18 protein-coding genes and 1 tRNA gene are annotated in these 20056 nt (G+C 28.4%); 1 reads left to right on the forward strand and 18 read right to left on the reverse strand.

Annotation, left to right across the window (positions count from 1 at the left end; translation table 4 throughout):
- Nucleotides 1-102: 102 nt before the first annotated feature.
- From rplA to VBM88_RS00995, 10 genes are all read right to left on the reverse strand, one after another.
- Complete coding sequence (gene rplA, locus VBM88_RS00950; protein WP_257088879.1) at nucleotides 103-798, reverse strand: 50S ribosomal protein L1; 696 nt, start codon at nucleotides 796-798, stop codon at nucleotides 103-105.
- A gap of 2 nt (nucleotides 799-800) precedes the next feature.
- Nucleotides 801-1391: a 50S ribosomal protein L11 gene (gene rplK / locus VBM88_RS00955; RefSeq protein ID WP_323176510.1), complete on the reverse strand. Its 591-nt coding sequence runs from the start codon at nucleotides 1389-1391 to the stop codon at nucleotides 801-803.
- Nucleotides 1392-1556: 165 nt separating this feature from the next.
- Entirely contained in the window at nucleotides 1557-2582 is a 1026-nt protein-coding gene (locus VBM88_RS00960; protein ID WP_323680221.1) for a hypothetical protein, read from the reverse strand.
- Between the two features lie 2 nt (nucleotides 2583-2584).
- The gene (tpiA, locus tag VBM88_RS00965) at nucleotides 2585-3322 is read right to left on the reverse strand and encodes a triose-phosphate isomerase (protein ID WP_323680222.1); all 738 of its coding nucleotides are present in this window, start codon (nucleotides 3320-3322) and stop codon (nucleotides 2585-2587) included.
- A gap of 68 nt (nucleotides 3323-3390) precedes the next feature.
- On the reverse strand, nucleotides 3391-4656 hold the full coding sequence (obgE, locus tag VBM88_RS00970) for a GTPase ObgE (protein WP_323680223.1): 1266 nt from the start codon (nucleotides 4654-4656) through the stop codon (nucleotides 3391-3393).
- Between the two features lie 121 nt (nucleotides 4657-4777).
- Nucleotides 4778-7375 (reverse strand): protein translocase subunit SecDF, encoded by a 2598-nt coding sequence (secDF, locus tag VBM88_RS00975; protein ID WP_323680224.1) that lies wholly within the window; start codon nucleotides 7373-7375, stop codon nucleotides 4778-4780.
- Nucleotides 7376-7440: 65 nt separating this feature from the next.
- Entirely contained in the window at nucleotides 7441-8397 is a 957-nt protein-coding gene (gene ruvB / locus VBM88_RS00980; protein ID WP_323680225.1) for a Holliday junction branch migration DNA helicase RuvB, read from the reverse strand.
- The gene (gene ruvA / locus VBM88_RS00985) at nucleotides 8369-8971 is read right to left on the reverse strand and encodes a Holliday junction branch migration protein RuvA (RefSeq protein WP_323680226.1); all 603 of its coding nucleotides are present in this window, start codon (nucleotides 8969-8971) and stop codon (nucleotides 8369-8371) included. Before ruvA ends, ruvB begins: the two co-directional genes overlap by 29 nt.
- Nucleotides 8972-9061: 90 nt before the next feature.
- Nucleotides 9062-9262 (reverse strand): 50S ribosomal protein L32, encoded by a 201-nt coding sequence (rpmF, locus tag VBM88_RS00990; RefSeq protein WP_257088893.1) that lies wholly within the window; start codon nucleotides 9260-9262, stop codon nucleotides 9062-9064.
- Between the two features lie 139 nt (nucleotides 9263-9401).
- On the reverse strand, nucleotides 9402-9881 hold the full coding sequence (locus VBM88_RS00995; RefSeq protein ID WP_323680227.1) for a hypothetical protein: 480 nt from the start codon (nucleotides 9879-9881) through the stop codon (nucleotides 9402-9404).
- A 122-nt stretch (nucleotides 9882-10003) separates the two neighbouring features.
- On the opposite strand from VBM88_RS00995, the gene VBM88_RS01000 reads away from it, so the two are divergent.
- The gene (locus VBM88_RS01000) at nucleotides 10004-10939 is read left to right on the forward strand and encodes a nucleotidyltransferase (RefSeq protein WP_323680228.1); all 936 of its coding nucleotides are present in this window, start codon (nucleotides 10004-10006) and stop codon (nucleotides 10937-10939) included.
- A gap of 1 nt (nucleotide 10940) precedes the next feature.
- On the opposite strand, the gene VBM88_RS01005 is transcribed toward VBM88_RS01000, so the two are convergent.
- From VBM88_RS01005 to VBM88_RS01040, 8 genes are all read right to left on the reverse strand, one after another.
- Nucleotides 10941-12170, reverse strand: a complete 1230-nt coding sequence (locus VBM88_RS01005) for a hypothetical protein (protein ID WP_323680229.1) — start codon at nucleotides 12168-12170, stop codon at nucleotides 10941-10943.
- Nucleotides 12121-13074 (reverse strand): DNA polymerase III subunit delta, encoded by a 954-nt coding sequence (holA, locus tag VBM88_RS01010; protein ID WP_323680230.1) that lies wholly within the window; start codon nucleotides 13072-13074, stop codon nucleotides 12121-12123. The genes VBM88_RS01005 and holA overlap by 50 nt, the downstream gene beginning before the upstream one ends.
- A gap of 121 nt (nucleotides 13075-13195) precedes the next feature.
- A tRNA-Leu gene (locus tag VBM88_RS01015) sits at nucleotides 13196-13279 on the reverse strand.
- A 326-nt stretch (nucleotides 13280-13605) separates the two neighbouring features.
- On the reverse strand, nucleotides 13606-14085 hold the full coding sequence (locus tag VBM88_RS01020) for a DUF3899 domain-containing protein (protein WP_323680231.1): 480 nt from the start codon (nucleotides 14083-14085) through the stop codon (nucleotides 13606-13608).
- Nucleotides 14085-16463, reverse strand: a complete 2379-nt coding sequence (locus VBM88_RS01025) for an ATP-binding cassette domain-containing protein (RefSeq protein ID WP_323680232.1) — start codon at nucleotides 16461-16463, stop codon at nucleotides 14085-14087. The genes VBM88_RS01020 and VBM88_RS01025 overlap by 1 nt, the downstream gene beginning before the upstream one ends.
- Nucleotides 16456-17508, reverse strand: a complete 1053-nt coding sequence (locus VBM88_RS01030; RefSeq protein WP_323680233.1) for an ABC transporter ATP-binding protein — start codon at nucleotides 17506-17508, stop codon at nucleotides 16456-16458. The genes VBM88_RS01025 and VBM88_RS01030 overlap by 8 nt, the downstream gene beginning before the upstream one ends.
- A gap of 11 nt (nucleotides 17509-17519) precedes the next feature.
- Nucleotides 17520-18869, reverse strand: a complete 1350-nt coding sequence (locus VBM88_RS01035; protein ID WP_323680234.1) for an ABC transporter permease — start codon at nucleotides 18867-18869, stop codon at nucleotides 17520-17522.
- A gap of 12 nt (nucleotides 18870-18881) precedes the next feature.
- Nucleotides 18882-20042 carry an ABC transporter permease gene (locus VBM88_RS01040; RefSeq protein WP_323680235.1) on the reverse strand — a complete coding sequence of 387 codons (1161 nt, stop codon included), beginning with the start codon at nucleotides 20040-20042 and terminating at the stop codon, nucleotides 18882-18884.
- Nucleotides 20043-20056: the final 14 nt, after the last annotated feature.

A 20056-nucleotide genomic window follows, 5' to 3' on the forward strand; every position in this document is an offset into this window, starting at 1 on the left:
ATGTCTTATTTATAGGCATATTCGTTTTTTAGACCTTCAAACTTGGAAACTCGGGACATGGAATAAAAAAAATCATAGGTTCCCCTATGACTTATAAATTAACTATTTTTCAATTTTAATTTTAACACTTGGTCCCATTGATGCTGAAACTGTTAAGTTTAACATATATGTCCCTTTAACAGCTGCAGGTTTTAATCTTTTAATTAATGAGATTAATGTTTGTGCATTTTCTACTAATGCTTCAGTTGACATACTTGCTTTTCCGATTAATGAGTGTACAATACCAGCTTTGTCTGTACGGTAGTTAGCTTTACCTTTTTTAAGTTCTTCAACAGCTTTTTCAGGTGTTGGAGTAACTGTACCTGTTTTAGGGTTTGGCATAAGACCTTTAGGCCCTAATTTTTTACCATATTTTCCTAATAAAGGCATCATAGCTGGGTCAGCTACCATAACATCGAAATCAAATTGATCTTCTTTAATTCTTTGTTCTAATGCTTGTGCATCAACAACAATATCTGCACCAGCTTCTTGTGCAGCTTTTTGTTTTTCAACATTGTTTGTAGCTACTAAAACTCTGATTGATTTACCTGTTCCGTTTGGAAGTAATACAGCTCCACGTAATTGTTGGTCTGCTTTACGAACGTCTAAGTTTAAGTTAAAAGCTAAATCGATTGAAGCGTCAAATTTTGCGTAAGAAGTTTTTTTAGCAAGCTCAATAGCTTCAGCTAAATCGTAAGCAACTGTTCTGTCAAATGCAGCTCTAGCAGCTTTTAAATTTTTAGAAACTCTTTTAGCCATAATTATTCTGCTCCTTCTTCGTTGTGTTCGTGTGAAATAACGTTAACTTCGATTCTTTCACCTTTTGTTGCAACAAGTTCTTCAGCTTCTTTGTTTAATTCAGCTTCTCTAGCTTCAGCTTTTGCTTCCGCTTTAGCTGCAGCAGCAGCTTCTTTTTTAGCTTTAAAAATGTCGTCGTATCCTTCGACTAAAACACCCATTTGTTTAGCTGTACCAGCAATTGTAGCCATAGCAGCGTAAACATCATCTGTGTTTAAGTCAGGTAATTTATATTCAGCGATTTCTCTTAATTGGTCTTTTGAGATTGTAGCAACGATTGTTGTTTTAGCGTTTGAAGCACCTGATTGAATTTTTGCAGCTTGCTTGATTTTGTATGAAGCAGGAGCTGTGAATAATTTGAATTCGAATGATTTGTCTTTGTAAACTGTAATTTGTACTGGAACTGGTTCGTCCCCTCTATCTCTTGTAGCATCGTTAAAAGCTTTTGTAAATTCTGGCATGTTAACACCAACTCCAGCAAGAGCTGGACCTGGTTTAGCTTTACCAGCAGGGAATTGCAACTTAGCAATACGTTGAATTTCTTTTTTTGCCATAAACTCTGTATCCTTTCGATATGGTGGTCAAACGATATTTGTTATATCTCCCACATTAATTTGGCAATATTGTGTATATTGCTTTTTTATTATAATAAAAAAAATCATTTTTGATAATGATTTTAATGTGATTGATTTTTATATTTTTAGCACTATGTGTATGGCTTAAATGTTTTTAATTTTATCTCTTAGGTTCTGTGTTTTTTTAGAAAGATTTTCATAATCATCTGATAGACGTTCTAAATATTTTTTAATGTTTTCTCCATTAATTTCTGCTTCATTAACTAATTCAATTGCTTTCTCAAGTCATCTTAAGTTTCTCTTAAGAATTTCTAATAAGTCCTCATTTGCAATTGATTTAGAAATTTTATCAAGTATTACAATGTTATCAATTTGTCTAAATAAATTAATTTTATTGAGTGTCTGCATTCTTTTTTTATCAACTGATTTTAATTCAGTTGTTATTACATTTTTAGCTTTTATCCTATGATTAAGAGTTTTTGAATTTTTGTAAATAAAATCAATTCTGTTAATATCATCTGAATTATAAATTCTTAATTCATTTAATATTGTTGTGATTTCTGCATTATTAAGAAAATTCTTATTCTTTTTCTTATATTGTGCTTCAAAAAGAGCGAAACCAGCTAAAGAGGCAATTAGGCCAGGATCTGACTCATCAGTAATCTTGCGAAATGATTTTTTCTTAAGAATTTCTATTGTATTTTTAAAGTAACTTTTATCTTCGTAACCTTTAGACATTCACTTTAATGAAATTTCTTGTTTAGATGTAAATTTATCCTTAAAAATATTTGCATTATGACAAATTGTTTGGTTGCCTAAAACTGTTTTTATGATTGTATTTTCTAAAACGGGATTTCAGCCATAAAACACAAACTTCTCATTAATATTATTAACAGTTAAATCTTTGACCTTCATTCCATTTAATTTAGCTATATCAGCTAACAATTTAATTCTGAATTTTTTGAAGTATTCTTTTTTGTCGTAATTTCTAAAGTTAATAACATTTGTTTTTATTTGCATTTCTTGGTTTTTATCATTATTTAGATATTTTCCAATTGTGTATGCAAACGGAATTGAATGAAACTTCGATGTCTTTAATTCATCATAAATAAGAGCGTGTCTTCTATCTATTGCTTCGAAGTCAATGTATATTTCTATTTTCTTATTCATTTTTACCTAGTTTTTAAAGCATGCTTAATTACTTCGATAAAGTTATCTAATTGCAATGATGCTTTACCAACTAAAAATCCATTGATATTTGGTTGTGCGCATAATTGTTCAATATTTTGACTTGTAACACTTCCTCCATATTGAACAATAACTTTGTTATCTAGCAATTTTGAAATGAAGCCACAAATTTCATTTGCAAATTCAGGAGTAGCTGAATGACCTGTTCCTGTAGCTCAAATCGGCTCATAAGCAATGATGAATTTATCTAAATCAAGACCTTTAGTTGTTTCTAAAACTTGTTGCTTAATAATTTCTTTAGTTTTATTGTTTTGATAATCTTCTAAACTTTCGCCAACACAAATTAAAGGTGTAATCCCGTGTTCAATAGCAATTTTAGCTTTAACATTAACTCTTTCATTAGTTTCAAAGTGATGTAATCTTCTTTCGTTGTGTCCTAAAATAACGTATCTAACGTTTAAATCATTTAGCATAAGAGCACTAACTTCACCTGTGAATGCACCGAATTGATGAATAGACATATTTTGAGCAACCGGTAGTACAAATTTACTTATAGCACTCGTGAATGCAGGTAAACTTGGATAAGGCGCTGCAATTCCAACTTTAATGCATTTAGGAATGTTTAATTCTTTGAACGATAAAACTAAATCATCTAAATAACTCAATGTTTGAGTATAAGTTTTATTCATTTTTCAATTTCCGATTATTAAAAAATCTTTCATATTTACCTCTTTTATTTATTTTATTTTATTTAAAGAAAATAAAAAGAAATCAATAATTAAATTATTGATTACTCTTCATCTGTTCATTCAAATTGGAAACCGTAAATAGAAACAGTGTCACCATATTTAACACCTTTTCTAATTAACTCTTCTCAAACGCCCATTTTCTTTAAGATATTGTTAAATCTAACAAGGTTGTCAAATGTATTGATTGGAATACGGTTGTATAATTCTTCGACTTTTTTACCTGAAACTTCGTAGTATCCATGATATGGATTTGTAACAACAAAATCAGGTTCATACTCAATAACTTTTTCCTCTTCTTCTTTTTCTTCAATTGGCTGAGTTTTGTTATTGATAATTAAGTCTCATAATTTAGCTTTAACTTCTTCTAAGTTTTCACGTTTGATTGCAGAAATTGAAATAACTTCAACATTCGGATATTTAGCTTTGAATTCTTTCAAGTGTGCTTTGAAAGCTGGTAAATCTTCTTTGTTAGCAATTACTAATTGTGGCTTTTGCTCTAATTTTAAATTGTATGACTTAAGTTCATTGTTAATAACTTCATAATCTTCAACAGGATTTTTTTCTTCTGAACCAAAGTCAATAATGTGAGCTATAACTCTACAACGTTCAATGTGTTTTAAGAATTGAATTCCTAAACCTTTGCCTAATGCAGCGCCTTTGATTAATCCAGGCAAGTCGGCAACTGTAAATGAATCGTCAAAATATTTAACCATTCCTAATTGTGGCACAAGAGTTGTGAATTCGTATTCAGCAACTTTAGCTTTTGCATTTGAAACAGCATTTAAGAATGTTGATTTTCCTGCTGATGGCTTACCTACAACACCAACATCTGAAAGAATTTTTAACACAATGTGTGCTTCAAATTTTTCTCCAGGTAATCCATTTTCAGAAATTCTTGGAGCTGTATTTTTAGCCGTTTTGAATTTAGTGTTACCTCTACCACCTTTACCACCAGAAGCTATTAAATATGGCTTATGTGGTTCAATAATATCAGCAACTAAACGTTTACCATCATAAACCAATGTCCCAACAGGTACCTTAACGTATGTGTCTTCTGCATTGGCTCCATAAAGGTTTTTAGGACCACCTTTAACTCCATCCTTCGCAACAATACGTTTGTTTTGGTAGAAAGTTAAAAGAGTATTTTTACCTAAGTCACCTACAAAGTAAACATTTCCTCCTCTTCCTCCATCTCCACCGTCTGGACCACCTTTATCAACGTGTGCTTCTCTACGGAATGAAACCATACCATTTCCACCACGTCCAGCTTGAATTGATACATAAACTTCATCTATAAATTTAGCCATATTTCCCTCCTTTATTCCAATTAATTCAAATTAATGTAATTATATTCTAAAAATATAATTAAGTTATGCAAATGCATTTGTTTTTGTTAAAAAACAAACTCACGTTTGTGAGTTTGAAATTTTAAAGATAATCATTTACTCCAGCGAATGTTTGCTCATCTGGATGGTTAACATTTCAGTAACCTGTATCAATTCTCTTTTGAATTTTTCTTTGTTTGTGACCTTCTAACATTGCTCATACTCAAGAACAAATGAAGATTGATGAGTAAACTCCAATTGAAATTCCAAATAACATAACAATGTTAAATGACATATTTGTAGCATTGTTAAAGCATAATAGAACTAAAATAGCTAGAATTGTTGTTCCAGATGTATATAAACTTCTCTTGAATGTTTGTGCAATTGAGTGGTTAACAATTGACTTGATATCATCTTTTTTAAGAATTTTTCCATTGAATTTAGTTTTAATTGTTTCACGTATCTTATCAAATGTAACAACAGTATCATTGATACTTAAACCTAAAATTGATAACATAGCTGCAACTATGATTGTTGAAACTTGTAATCTTGTAATTACAATGAAAGCAATAACCATTAAGAAGTCGTGAACTAAACCAATAATTGCTGCAATTGAGTAAGTTCATGACATTCTGAATAATAAGTAAACAATAATTCCTACAAAGCTGATTACAGTAGCTAAAACTGCATTTAATACTAATTTGTTAGCTTCACTTGTTGAAATTGTGTAACTAATAATTTCAACGTTTGCGTTATTACTTAAAATATCAGCTCTAATTTTTTCAACAACATCTGCAGATAATGATTGACTTGTTTTAATCATTACAACATATTCATTTCCTGAAGCACTTGCTTTTGAGAATGAAACTATTTGGTCAACATTTTCAATATTGTATTTTGCAGCATTATCTGCAATTACTTTTTTAATAGATTCAGCATCTTCTAATGTAATAGCAGAACCAATCGATGGTTGAACAGTTATATTTGTTCCTCCGGCAAATTCAAGTGATTTATTAAATCCTCCTCAAATATTGTTTTCAGATGCTGAAAGTGAAATGAACACAATTAATCCAATAAGAACAAATATCACAGAACCAAGCGCAAATCATTTTGATTGTTTCAAGTAATCAAAGTTTTCAATCATTGCACCAAGCTTAGTTTTATGGTTAATGTATCTTTTTCTGATACCTAACATATAAAGTTTGTCATTGAATATACCTGTTCCAACTAACATTGACGCTAAAAATCTTGAAAAGACTAACATAATTAACAATGTACATAAAACAGATAATACAAGCGTAATACTAAATCCTTTCACGTCTTTTGTACCAAAGTAGAATAGGATAAATCCAACAATTAAAGTTGTAACGTTTGCATCGATAATTGATGACATACTTAGTTTATTAGCATTCCTGAAGGACTTCTTCAGCGAGTCTTCTGTGTAAACTTGCTGTTTTAGTCTTTCGAAAGTAATAACGTTTGCATCAACACTAATACCAATTCCAATAATCAAGGCAGCTAATGTAGCCGGTGAGTATTCTCCTCTTAATACTGTGAAGATTAGTAATGTTAAGAAAATATAAAGAGCAATTGAGATTGTTGATAATGCACCAAGTAATCCATAGTTAACTAACATAAATATTGAAATTAAACTGAAGATAACAATTCCAGCAATCATTGCATAGTTAAATGATGAATTATTTAAATCAGGTTGCACATAAACATTTGATAATACTTCTAACTCATAATCACTTAAACCAAAGTTAATTTGGTTAGCTAAGTGTTGTGCTTCTTGAGCTGTGAAATTACCTGATATTTGTACGCTTTCACCATTTAATGGTTCATTAACTGAAGCGTTTGAAATCATATAAGCAGTTGCATTAAATTCAAACTCTTTTAAAGCATTTTCAACTCTTCTAGGGTAACCGGTTGAATTATCAATTGAGTAAGCTTGGTTTGTAACGTGAATAAAGTTTCATAAATTATGTCCTGATTGATCTCAATCTTCAGGAAACTCATTTTGTGCAATTGATAATAATTTTTCAATATTTAATCACATTAAAATACGTTTGTCTTGTTGACTTGAAACATATTCAGTTGCTTTTGTTCATTCAACTTGACTATCTGGTCTAAGTTTTAGACTAACTGAGTTTTTACCATTTGATGTATTTGCTTGTGATGTTGCAGAATCTTGTAAAAATGGTGGAATTCATTTTGAAGCAGGTATATCTGTAGGAGAACCATCCACTCCAATAGGCTCACCAACTTTAAATGAACCTTCATAGAATAATGGTCTTAACTGTCCATCAGTAATTGTTAATAATGGTTTATCTACAATTTCATTTTGGAAAAGAATTCTCTCTGAATCCGTTAATTGACCTGATTTAGTGATTCTTATTTTTCCATCACCTTCAGAACTAACTGTAATTCCATTTAAACCGGTACTATTAAGTCTGTTATATAACGATGTGTTAACAAGATTTGTAAGTTGATTGTCTGCGTTCTTTTTATCTTTTTGAACTTGGACTAAAACTTCAATTCCTCCACCATACTCAATAGATTTATTTACATTTTTACCAATGTAAAATAAACTACCAAAAACAATAGCTAAGATTGTTGAAATAATTGTGATAGTGCTTATCACAATTCTCTTTCAATTGCTTAACTTAAAAAAATTTGATATTCTGCTTCTTAATTTCATAATTAGTATTAATTCTACCAAAAATATGCTTTATTTTTTATCTATAAGATAAAAAGAAATTAAAACTAAATTGATAAGTTTTGTCTTAGTAAATAATCTATTCCTAAAGATGTTATTTTTCTTCCTCTAGAAGTTTTTTGCACTAATTTTAAGAGCAATAAGATTGGTTCTATTTCATTGACTATATCGTATTTGTTATGTAAGGTTAAACCAACAATAGTGTCTAATGAAACTGATTTTTCTTCAAATCCATCTTTTAAAATTTGAAGATATTCAATATGATCCTTTGTTAAACCATATTCATATAGGTCAAGATATTTAAAGGTTTTCTTAATAATTTGCTTTGTAATTTCACCTTTTTCTGAAGAAAGCGCAAAGTCTAAAACTCTATAAATTAAGTGGTTTGCTAACCTAGGTGTATTTCTTGAATAGGAAGCAATGTACTTAATTAGTTCGTCATCTAAATTTAAATTTAACTTTGAACAAGTGATTTTTAAGATTTTGCAAATATCTTTTAATGTGTAATTAACTAATCTTCCAATGTAACCAAACCTATCTTTAAGAGGTTGTGAAATTTCATTGAATTTTGTAGTTGCTCCAATTAATGTGAATGGTTTTAATTTCATTCTGATCGGTCTAGAATTTCCGTCTACACCTATGATTAAGTCAAAAACAAAATCTTCCATTGCAGAATAAAGAAATTCAACAACATTTTTATTAATGCTGTGAATTTCATCAATAAATACAATATCATTTTCATTTACAACTGATAAAACACTAATTAAATCAGCTTTCTTTTCAATGTTCGTGCCTTGTACAAAGTGAATTTTGCTACCTTTTTGGTTAGCTATGATAGTTGCTAAAGTTGTTTTACCCATACCAGGCATCCCATAAAATAAAATGTGATCTAAAGGTTTATTTTGAACTTTAGAACTCTGTATCATTGCTAAAAGTGTTTGCTTTAATTTATCTTGACCAATGAATTTTTCAAAACTATGCGGTCTTAAATCTATTGTCTTCATCTTTTTGAGTTGCTATAAATTTAATGCTTTCTTCTACCATATCTTCGAGCGATTGATTTAATTTAACATTTTTAACTGCACTTTCAATTTGACCTTTGGTAAATCCTAAAACTAATAATGATTTATATAACTCATCTTTCAGTTGTAATTTTTCAGCTTTTTTAGCATCTCCATTTGTTAATATTTTTGCTCATTTGTTACCTAATTCAAAACAAATTAAGTTAGCCATTCTTTCAGTAACAAATGGAATTGATGCTAATTCTTCAACTTTGTGGTCAACGATTAAATGAGCTACATATTCTCATCCTTTTTCAAGAATGCTCATTGCAATTTTAGCCCCTACTTTTTCTATACCAATAAGGTCGATAAATAATAACCTTTCTTTAAATTCTTTGAACCCATAAGTGTGTGTCATATAATCTGTTCTGTATTCAAATAAATATAGTTTTGTCTTTTGCCCAACTTCTCATCTTTTGTCGTCAGCAACAGTTACTATGTATCCATCTCCTTTTGATTCTAAAATAATGTTTGATTTGTTTTTATAAACTATTTCTCCGATTGAATATAATTTCATTTTTTGTCCTCCACTTATTTAGTGAAAACTCTCAAAAAGGAACAAAAAAAGAACAGTTACCTGTTCTAGTTTATAAATTTAATTAAATTATTAGTTGTTACGATCTAATAAAGCTTTGTACCCTTGTACTTTTTTACCTTTATAAAATCCACAGAATTTACATACAACATGTTGTTCAATTTTGTTTGAACATTGCTTGCAATTTACAAGGTTAGGTAATTCTAATGCTGAATGACTGTTTCTTTTGTGTTTACGTTGTTTTGACGTTTTACGTTTTGGAACAATGGCCATTGTTACCTCCTTTTTAATATTTTGACTAGTCTAAAAGCTTTTATATTATAGTATAAAAGGTAAAAAATAATAGTCCATTTTTAGATTTTTTAGTGATATTTTCTAATGTAAAAAATTAAGTAGCAAACGCTACTTTTAATTATTTGATAAGTGAAACTTCTGTTGGAGAATCTAATTTTTGAACCACTCGATCAAGTGTGATTAATTCTTTTTTCAACAGCTCTGATGTAATGATTGGAAGGATTATTGCACATAAGAAACCTATAATTTGTAAAATCATATGTTTTCTAAATAGTGATGCATATTTTGAATCTAATTTTCCATTTGCAATTAATGCAAAAATAGATTTTCTAATATCTAACATAAATACTATGCAAATTACATTAAGAATTCCAAATATAAATATCAATGTTACTAATCATCATTGAGACATAAGTGCACTCAAATCTAAAAGTGAAATTACAACATTTGATGAAGTAGTTGATTTTTTGTAATTTGTAAGTGCCGTTAAAAATACAAAGTATGAAAAACCTGAAATAAGCACAAATATAGAAATAACTAAAATTGCTATGTTTAATTTAGCTAATTTAGGTTTGAGTTCTTTAATAATACTTAACATAATATGCTCCTTTCAGATTACTAAACATATTTAGTAACCAAATATTTTTTAAATCATATGTAAGTAGTTATATTTATTGGCTTTTTAAAAACTCATATATTTATATTATAATAATTTTATTCATGAAAAGTTTTATCGCAAGAAAAAAGAACATTGTTGGAATTGTGGCTGAATACAACCCATTTCACAACGGTCATATTTATCAAATAAATTGAATTAAAGAAAATATTCCTAATGTTTATATTATTGTTGGAATGACAAACAAATACACTCAACGTGGAGAATTCCCTATTGCCTCATTCAGACAAAGAGCTAAAATAGCAAAAAAATATGGAGTTAATAAAGTTATTAAGCTTGATGATGGAAAATCAATTCAAGCAGCTCATATTTTTGCATCAAATGCTGTAAAACAGCTTGCTAAACATAAAATAAAATACTTAGTTTTTGGTTCTGAAACAAATGATATTGATTTGTTTTATAAAATTGCAACAACTATAAAAGATAATATTGATGAATACAATAAGAAAATTAAGTTCTATTTAAAGCAAAATGGAACAGGATTTCCTAGAGCGGCTTCCCAAGCTTTATCTGATTTAATAGGAGTCAGCATAACTTTACCTAATGATATTTTAGGAATAGAGTATGTTAAAGAAATTGTTAATTCAAATTTAGATATTAAAGCAATTTCAATCCAAAGAACAATTCCATTTCATTCAGATGAAACTATGTCTAATTTTGCAAGTGCTTCAAAAATTAGAAGTATGATTAAAAACAATGAAAATATTTCTATGTTCACACCTATGAGACTAGTTTATAAGTCAAAAAATGATATTGCAACTACTTATAAAAAGTTTAAGAAAATAGTAAATAAAAAAACGCCTCAACAATTAGCTTCAATTAAAATGATTGATGAGGGTATGGAAAATTTATTTAAAAAACAAGTTAATTTAAATGATGATTATTACTCATTTATTGATGCATGTGTATCTAAAAGATACACAGCAAGCAGAATAAAAAGAGCATACCTTAGCATATTCTTGAATATTAAAAAAAATTAATTTAATAAATATAAAACCCTCAAGGTTCTAATTTCTTCTTATTAAATTTTTTAAATAAGAATTTAATTCTTACATAACCATTTGTTTTATTAATAATTACATTATGTGTAACATTGTTGCACATAATTTTTTTTCAAATTAACTTTTTAGTCTTAAATGTAGAGACAGAAATCTTTTTAAGTTTTGGATTGTATTTTAGAATCTTGTATCTTTTGAAAATTGAAGAGTTGAATAAATCAAAAAATCTATCTTCTCAATTAATAATTGAATTTAAATTATTTTCATTGTTATTGAATGACTTAAAAGGAATTTGATATCCAAATAATTTAGGTGATATTAACAATAAATTTAAAATGTTTGATAATGATTCTGTTTTGTAAATTAAAACATCATTAAACTTATTGATGAATGAATTAGGATCGAATATGAAGTTTAAATTATTTTTAGCAAAAACAACTTTGTCATAGTCTCCAATGTTTCTTACTTTATGTGTATCCAACTTAGTAAACACATCATAATTGTTGAATAGTTTACATACTTTTAAAGCTTTTTCGTAGTACTTTTCATATAAAGTAATCTGAGTTACGGTTACAGCTAAATTATCAATTGCTTTTTTGATTAATTGAATATGAGGTTTATGAATATTATTTTGCTTATCATTAAGAAAATCAAATAAACCTGAAATGACAACACTAGAAATTTCATATTCAATTTCAAGTCACTTATAAATTTTTTCAAAATCTTTATGTAACTGATTATCTGAATTTGCAAGAGATTCTAAATCCATCATTTGTGTGTTCAATAAATCAACATACTTTGTCTCATCTGGTGATGTTTCATTATTCAATTTTTTTTGAACATCAAAACCATTATGTCTGCTCAATAATTCTGCAAACGAAGTTATATTATCAAACTTAATAATTCCCTGAATTTCAACATTTAATTTCTTTAAATTAGAAACAAAACTTTTCAACTTATCTATTTTTTGTAAGAAAATTTGCTCTGTATTTGTTTTTGATGATAATAAATCAAAGTTATATAGAGAATATAAATCAGGTAGAACAATAACAAATTTTTCATCAATGTTTGAAGTAATCACTTTTAGCACTTGCTCATAGTAACTTTGGATAACTTCAATATTTTGTGATTTAACAATTTTAGAATCCAAGTAAATAAATGTTTTATTTATTTTTGGCGAAATTTTGGATCATAAACATTTCGAAAATATCATATGAATCAACTCCTGAAGTTTTTAATAATTTATCTGTTTTAGCTAATTGTTCAATTATTTTTTGCACTCTATCAAAACCAAATCTTTTTAAAATCATCACATGAACAAAAACTCTTTTTTCGTTCATATTTAAAGCTTGTGAAATTTCTGAGATATTAAGTCCTAAACTTTGATATCAGTAAATTCTATTTACTAATGTAAACGTTGAAACAAAGTTTGCAAACAATAATATAACAGGTGTGTTTTCGTTTTTCTTTTGTTCAAAGATCTTATACATAGCTTGGAAATCATCTCTTGAAATAGCATTAGAAAATTGAAAAGGATCATCTGATGGGTAAGGTGCAATGGTTTGCTCAATTATATCTTCTGTAATCGTTTTGTTTAATAAGCACAACTTATTAATTTCATTATTAATAATTTTTCAGTCATTAGGCAATTTTTGTAAAAATACCAATGCAGTTGTTTTATCTATAACAATATTATTTCTCGCAAATTCACTTATAACATAGTCTGCAAGCTGTGTCGGCAATAATGCAGCTATTTTTTTAGGTTTTTCGCATAGTCTTAATGCATCGTCGCTTATAACTCTTTTATTTATTATTTCTGTTTTGTAAATTAAATAAATACTAATATTTGAATCAACTGATTTTAATAAATTTAATAAATACTCATTTTTAGAATTATCTTTAGATTTTGCAGGTTTGCTAAAACTAATATTCTCGAGGATGATTAGTTTTCTAGAAGAAAATAAACCATTGCTTAACAAAATCTCATTTAATGTATCAAACGAGCTTAAATATGAGTTGTTGTCAAAAATAAAAACATCTCTTTCAAGAACAGCATTTTCCTCAGATTTAATTATTGACTTAATGTATTCTAAATCAGTTCCATAATATAGCTTCATATCATTCCTTTAAATTCAAATATTAAAATTATTATACAAAGATATTCAAATATTCTATTAGCTCTTTATTACTGTACGAGTACTAAAAAGGTATAAAAAAATAGCACAAAGTGCATTAAGTTGGTGCCTTAGACAGGATTCGAACCTGCACGGATTTCTCCAGTGGATTTTGAGTCCACGGTGTCTGCCATTCCACCACTAAGGCATATTATTTATTATATCAATTTTTAATCATCTAAAAATAAAACAAACTGAATAATCAGTTTGTCAAATTTACTATTAAATCAGAAAGTGATAAATAATAAGAATTGCAAAAACAAAATTTCTTACTTAACGTATTTTATAATTCAGAATGGAACTAACAATAAGAATTTCTTATCATTTTTCTCTTTTGTAAAAATCAATGAAAAAGAGAAATAACATTTTACCTACTTATATCCTTTAATATCAGAAATTTGTCTTTTTGCAAAATATTCATTTAGTGAAAGGGTATAAAAATGCACATAGTTTTAAAGCTATGTGCAAGGATTATTAGGCATAAATAATAATTGTGAAGATAATTGATAAAAGTAAATAAATTGAAAAGTTAAATACAAACGGAAACTTAGATGGTGTAGGTTTGTCTATTTGTCTTTTTTTAGTTTTTTCCTTTGTATGAAGATAAGCTCTTTTTTCTTCATTAGACATAGACTTGAGTCTTCTTTGTTCTTTAGCATCTTGTAGATTAGTTCAAGACATCTTGAATTTTTCAATACTTTTTTCTAAAAAACCAAGTTTGAAAATAATACATAATAAAGCCACTAAACAAGTAACATAAGCCGGAATTGAAAAACCGTTTATTAGTATGTTGTAATGATATTTTTCCTCAGCTAATAATGCATTATTTTTTCCTAAATATGCACCAACTATCACAAAGTATATAACTAGAAAAGCTAGTGTTATTAAATAAAATCTAAGTGTTGCAAATTCAAATTTTAATTTATTTAAACTTCTATATATTAACTTTTTCATTAATTGTATTTACCTTCTTTTCATTTTTTAGCTTGTTCATCAGTTGCATAAATATAATGTTTATTTTTCTCAACTGTATGAATTGTTGGAATATTAGGGAATTGTTGTTCATCTAAATATGATAATTCAAACTTAACATCTTGGAATTTTTCATTAGCATTTGAAATTTTAGGTATTGCTTTGAATAAATTAAGTGTGTAAGGGTGAATTGGTTTCGCATAGATTTCTTCAGTTTGTCCTGATTCAACAATTTTACCTAAATGCATAATCTGAACTCTGTCAGCGACATATTCAATCATTGATAAATCGTGTGCTATAAAAATCATAGCAATATTTTTTTGTTTACATAAATCTTTTAAAAGATTCACAACTTGAGCTTGGATAGAAATATCAAGTGAAGCAATCGGTTCATCAGCAACAATTACTTTAGGTTCTGTAATTAATGCTCTTGCTATAACTATTCTTTGTCTTTGCCCACCACTAAACTCGTGTGGATAACGGTAAGCAAATTGTTTTAGCAACCCAACATCTTCTAAAGACTTGTAAATTATATTTCTTACATATAAGTTACCTACTCTTAAGAAACGATATGGAGCAATTAAGAATTTAACAAAACTGGCACATCATCTGTTTTGAAGTCACATATCTAAACTTGAAATCCCCATAAGTAATCTAATATCACTTAAGTTTGCATTTAAATATTTTGTTTCAATTTTGAACGATTCAATTCCGTTTAATCTATCTGAAACATTTGTTTTATAGATATTTAAATCAATTTGTCTTTGTTTAATTAAAACATTATTTCTAGATGCTTTAGGCTCTTTGAGTAGTGGTTCAATTAAGTTTTCTTTGTAAAACTTGATAAAGTTAGCGTGATTTTTCTTGAAGTTTTCGAAAATCACATTATCTTTGCTTCTTAACTCTTGTTGGAATTTTAATGCTTCATCAATTTCTGCTCTAATGTCATAAATTCTATTTGAGTATTCTTGTAAGTATTTTGCAAGTTCAAAATTAAACACTTCTTGTTTTTGTTTAAGTTCTTCTTTTGCAGCTTTGATTTGATCACTTACATCTTGAGGATCTTTAAAGAATTCTACAAACATTCTAAAGAATGTTTTATTTTTCATTTTTTTAGCTTCTTTATAGTTTTGACGTAACTTAGAACCTAAATGCTGTGATCTTTGAATGAATTTTGAAAGATCAAAATTGTATTCTTTTGAAACTATGTTTTGAAGTTCTTTGATTGATGATTTAAATCTTGTATCTACATTTAATTTTGTATAAAAGTCCTGTGAGTAAGCTCTAAACTCATCTGAGAGCTCAACTAAATCTTCAAATGATAAAAATTTAAGCAAACGATAATTTTGTTTTAACTGTCTATATAAGCTATAGTTAATTAAATAAAGTTTGTATTCGTGAAAATATAAGTCTAAAAATGTTGTACTTCTTGCATCATTTTTGTGCATTGTGTATTCGTTTTTAACTTCTGCTAAAAAGTTTTTAATTGATGTTTTTGAAATTGACACAGTATCCATGAAATTTACTTTTTGCTCTTTGTAGTAGGCTTTTTGGTCATTGTATAAATCTTTTAATTCAAAGTACTCTGGACTAAAACTTGCAAGTTGTTTAACTTTTTTGTATTTAAGTTTAGCTTCCTCAAGATCAATTTCATCTAAGTCGATTTTTCTATGTCTAAAGTCAGATTGTTTTTGCTCAAATAATTGAATTAACTTCTCATTATTCTTATAAAGGTTGTTAATAACTTGAGAGTTAATTTTTGTTCTTTCTTCTAAATATGCAAAATATGAGTTAAATTGATCATCAATATTGTTTTCAATATCAAATTGAATGTTTTCAGATAACTTTTCTCATTTTTTAATTAATGGGATGTGAAGTTTGTTAATTATTTTTAGGTTTTCGAGTCTTAACAATAATTCTTGTTCTAAAAATGTGTATCTGAAGTTATTTGTGACATCTTTTCAATCTTTTTTAATGTTTTTAATTTTATTTTTAATTATTCCATTAACAATTAATGGTTCTTTTAAAATACTGAAAATTGTATTTTGTCCATTAAGCGATGCCATTGGATCTTGGAAAATCATTTGGATGTTTTTGTGCATAAATTTCTTACGTTTTTTAGAAATTCTTTTTCCTGAAATGATTTTTCCATCTAATCTAACAAAACCGTTGTAGTCATTATATAAACGTAATAATGAACGTCCGATTGTTGTCTTACCTGAACCTGATTCACCTATGAGACCTACTATTTCACCTTCTTTTAAATCAAAAGAAACATCATCAACAGCTTTGTTAACATTGTTTTTGTTAACAAAGTATTTTTTAAGATTAATAATTTCTAATATTGTTTTTTTACTCATTAAACACCTTCTTAAAACTTTCTAATCTTGCTTGTAATTCTTTTGATAATTCAACTTTTGGAGCATCTGGATGCAATAATCAAGTAGCTGCTCAATGTGTTGGTGAAACTTCGAATAAAGGAGGTTCTTTAAGAAAATCAATTTCTAATGCATATTGGTTTCTTGGTGCAAATGCATCTCCTAAAGGTAAGTTATTCATATCAGGTGGTGTTCCACTAATTGAATATAATCTATCTTCTCTATTTTCAGGAATAGCCGAAATTAAAGCTCACGTGTAAGGGTGTTTTGGTTCTGTAAAAACATCCTTTTTTGTTCCTTTCTCAACTATTTTTCCTGCGTACATTACATAAATGTAGTCACAGAATTTAGCAACGACTGAAATGTTATGTGAGATTAAGATAATTGTAATATTGAATTCTTGTCTAATATTTTCAAATAATGATAACACGGAAGCTTGAACTGTAGGGTCAAGTGCTGTTGTAGGTTCATCAGCAATAATTAAACTTGGTTTAAGTGCAACAACCATTGTAATAACAACACGTTGTTTCATACCACCACTAAGTGTGTGTGGATACATATCAAAAACAGCTTCAGCTTGACGAATCCCAAAACGCTTAAGTAGCGAAATTAAGTATTCTCTTTTTTCTAAGTATGTTGATTTTTTTCATTCAGGATTTTTGTTAAGCGCATCTAATAATTGTTTACCAATTTTTCTAGTTGGGTTAAGTGATGTAAGTGGGTCTTGAGGAATGTAACCGATTTTATGTCCTCTAATTGTCTCTCAGAATTTATCTTTTTGGCTACTGAGTAAGTTAATTCCATCAATTTCCATTTTATCAGCTGTAATAAATGAATTCTCATTTATGTTGAGTAATGATTTAGATGTAACTGATTTTCCTGAACCAGATTCACCTACAATACCTATGATTTCACCTTTTTTGATTTTTAGATCAACACCACGTACGATAGTGATAAATTTATTTCTTCTTAATTTAAATGAGACTTTAAGGTTTTTAACATCTAATAATAAATCTTTGTTTTCCATAAATTTACCTCCTATCTTGTTTTAATAACTTTTGGATCAAGAGCATCGTGAACTCCTAATGCGACAAAGTGAAGTGAAACTGAAATTAATAATAAGATTGACGCAGGTAAGATTAAGATAAATGCATTATCTCCTGCTTGTGATGCTGCGTTAGATAAAATCGTCCCTAAGTTAGCACTATCTGATTTGAAGAATCCTAAGAAAGCAAGTGATGAAATTTGCATAATAATTGATGGAATAGATGCAACGAAGCTTGTTGAAATTTTTCCAATGATTGCAGGTAATGCGTGTTTGTAAATTAATCTAGCTTTTGATGCACCGATTGATTGTGAAGCTGTAATGTATTCTTGATCTTTAACAGTAATTATGAACATTCTTGTACTTCCGACTGATCTAACTCAACCAATAAATACAAGTGCTATTCCTAAAGTTAAGTTTGATGTACCGAATGTAGCAGCAAAGATTAACAATCAAATCATTGTTGGTGGTGCCATAAAAATATCAATAAGTCTCATTATTGTTGTATCAATTCAAGTTCCAACGTGGAAACCTAAATAAGCACCAATTGCAACCCCGATAATTGTTTGAATTGTAGCAACTATTAAAGCTAATTTAATTGCTTCTCAAGTTCCAACTCAAGACTGTGTTCATATATCAACTCCAGCTTGGTTTGTTCCTAAGTAAGTAGATAATGAAAATTGTGGATTGTGATTTAAGATAGCCTGAATGTATTCTCTAGCTTTTTCAGCTGAAACTGATGGGTCAATTTGTGATTTTTCTAAAGCAATACCGATATTTTGAACTTTGTTAAACACGTAAGCATTAACTAAAACTTTGTTTGTTGAATCTGAGATATCAACAATTTTAATCGCATTAGCAGGATTATTTTCACCAAAGTAAATAAAATCTCTTCATAAAACTCCACCATAATAATCACTACTTGCTCAAGCATTAATTAATGTCTCATAGTTGTCAATGTGACCTTGAGCAGGATATCAAGGACTGCTCATTGGTGGTAGTCCTATGATGTTACTTGTTGATGAATCAATGTATTTACCCACTTGCATTGTTTGTGGGTTAATTGTTCAAATTCCAATTGAATTATAAAGTGGTTTTGTAGCTGAATACTTTGCAGTTTCAGTTACAAAAATTGAAATTACTAAGATAGTTATAAATACAAATAATGCAGCAACTGCAACTCAGTTTGTAAAGAAACGCTTAATTATTTCAACTAAAAGTTTTTTAGGCTTACCAGCGATTGAATTAAGCGTACTATCATCTTTAGGAGCAAATTGTGAAATGGCTGGACGAATGCTATCTAAAGATAATTTATATTTCTTTTCGAATTCTCTTGCGTTCATATTTGCTCCTTTCTATGATTGTTTTATTTTTTCATTTTCTTTAAATTGTTTATTTCTTAAGAAGTAGTTTCTTATAAATCTTGTAACACTATATGGGTTAGATGCAGAGTATTTAATTCTAGGATCTAAGAAAGCAAATGATATATCTACAAGTATTGTCGTAAATAAACTAAGCGATGTGAAGAACACTGTTGAGAACATAATGATGTTAATTTCACCATTAGGGAATGCTTGTGTAATAACTTGTGATGTACCAGGTACTCCTCAGTAAGTTTCAATAACAATTCCACCACTTAAAAGAGGAATGTAAGATGGAATTAAAATTGCAGCAAGTGGGATTGAAATATTTCTTAAAACATATTTAAAGAAAATTTCTCTTTTGCTTAAACCTTTAGATTTAGCAATTAAAATGTAGTTTGATGTAAGAACTGTAATAACTTGGTTTCTTGTGTAAGTAATGTACCCTGATAGTGAACCAAGCACGATAACTAAGATTGGTGGAAGTCAACTTAATATCATTTTGCCTACACCATAGGCTTCAACTTCAGCAGGGTTATTAAAGTTAATAAAATTTGGTGGAAAGTTCATTGAGAACAAGATTGAAATAATAATAGGCGCGATAACAAACGATGGAAGCGCTATAAAGATAAGTGCAAAGAAGTTAATTGATGCATCAGCAACTGTTCCACGTTTGTATCCTGAAACTATTCCTAAAGTAATTCCGATAAGAGAAGAAATTAAGAAAGCAGGTAATGTGATAATAATAGAGTATTTAAGGTACTTAAAGAAATATTCAGGAATTGTTTTAACGTCTGCATTTTCTAAAAGTGAATTATTGAATGGATATCCAAATGGGTTTGATGGGTTGCTAAATAAATCTCCAACTCAGTAACCAAATCTGATAACTGGATTTAGTTTCATATTAAATCATTCTGTTTTAACATTCTCATAAATCAAATTATCAGGTATTAAATGGTACTTAACTGAGTTTTCAAATAACCTTTTCATCTCACCTGCATTAACTGCTGAAGAATTACTTTCACCAGCTTGCTCAAGTGCTTTTTTAGCAAATGGGTTATCTGAAAACTGAGCAACCATAAGGTAAACTACCATTATAATGATAAACAAAGTAACGATAGCAAAACCTATACGTTTAAATAAGTATTTAAGCATTTTTCTCCTTTCAA

It is taken from the genome of Mycoplasma sp. 1232 (assembly GCF_034863345.1).
In the GTDB taxonomy this organism is placed as follows: Bacteria; Bacillota_I; Bacilli_A; order Mycoplasmatales; family Metamycoplasmataceae; genus Mycoplasmopsis.